The 1263-nt window shown below is 36.4% G+C and carries 1 protein-coding gene and 1 rRNA gene; one reads left to right on the forward strand and one right to left on the reverse strand.

Going from position 1 to position 1263, the window contains the following annotated elements:
* Positions 1-146: 146 nt before the first annotated feature.
* Entirely contained in the window at positions 147-908 is a 762-nt protein-coding gene (gene pdaB / locus K1I44_RS14950; protein ID WP_219986627.1) for a polysaccharide deacetylase family sporulation protein PdaB, read from the reverse strand.
* Positions 909-1191: 283 nt separating this feature from the next.
* Here pdaB and K1I44_RS14955 point away from each other — a divergent pair.
* A 16S ribosomal RNA gene (locus K1I44_RS14955) occupies positions 1192-1263 on the forward strand; the annotation flags it as partial.

The following is a 1263-nucleotide window of genomic DNA, read 5'->3' on the forward strand; positions in this document are numbered from 1 at the left end:
AGTTACGATCCCTTCAATCACATGGTATAGATTTAAGTTACCACAAATAAGGAAAAAAGAAAAGAAGAAAAAATTCACGAGGAAAGTGAACTTTTTCTTGACTCCCCACTTTTTCAACACTTTGAAATAAAATGAGGCTTGCCGCCTCATTTTATTTCTTTGCTTTTGATATGAGCGTTGTTGACAAGATCGGATATCGTTACGCTCCTATATCCTTCTTTTTTCATCCATACGATAATTTGCTCTAATGCTGAAGCCGTTTGTTTAGCTGAATCTGATGCATGAAGCAGCACAATATCACCGCTTTTCGCGTTTTTTGTAACATTTTCAACAATTGCATGTACTCCAGGACTAAGCCAATCTTTTGAATCAACGCTCCAATGGACGACGGTATGACCAAAGGAGTGAACAACTTTCAACACGTTTTTATTAAAATTTCCTGTCGGCACACGAAGGAAAGGAGTATGTTTAATGCCTAACGTATCAAACACTTTCTTAGCTTGTGCTAAATCGCGAATAATTTTCCCTCGCTCAAGTTCAGTATAATTTTTGTACTCATAACCCATGCTACCGATTTCGTGGCCATCTTCAACAATTTTTTTTACGATGCGAGGGTGACGTTCCGCCCAAGAAGCAGATAAGAAAAATGTAGCTTTTACCCCGTGTTTTTTTAATACGTTTAAAACAGTCAAAGCATTTGTTTCCCCCCAACTAATGTCAAATGTCAAAGCAAGCTCGTTTTTTTTATTTTCGACTTTGTAAATGGCTTTTGGTCCGGGATCGGAGGAAAATACAGATTCGTTTGTAAGTTGTTGAATATAAAAAATAGAGGCTGTGACAAAGGCGATTGATATAATGAGAAGCCATTTTTTTATTTTTTTTCCGTCGAGTATATAAAAAAACTTCAATATTTATCCCCCCTTGTCCTTTTTATGACCATCTTATGCAAGAAATAACACGATATGATCAATGAATAAATGAGAACATTTTTTTAAAAAATACTATTGACAATAAAATAAGACGTATGTTAGATTAATAAACGTCGTCAGCGAAGAAAAAACGACTGATGATAAAAGAAAAGTGATTGACAATAGAAAAAACAAATGTTATAATGATTGAGCCGTCGTTTGACGGAAATGTTCCTTGAAAACTGAACGAAGCGAAAAGCGTACAGAAGCTAAGGATAACTTTTCTATGGAGAGTTTGATCCTGGCTCAGGACGAACGCTGGCGGCGTGCCTAATACATGCAAGTCGAGCGGACG

It is taken from the genome of Anoxybacillus sp. ST4 (assembly GCF_019448545.1).
GTDB lineage: Bacteria > Bacillota > Bacilli > Bacillales > Anoxybacillaceae > Anoxybacillus > Anoxybacillus pushchinoensis.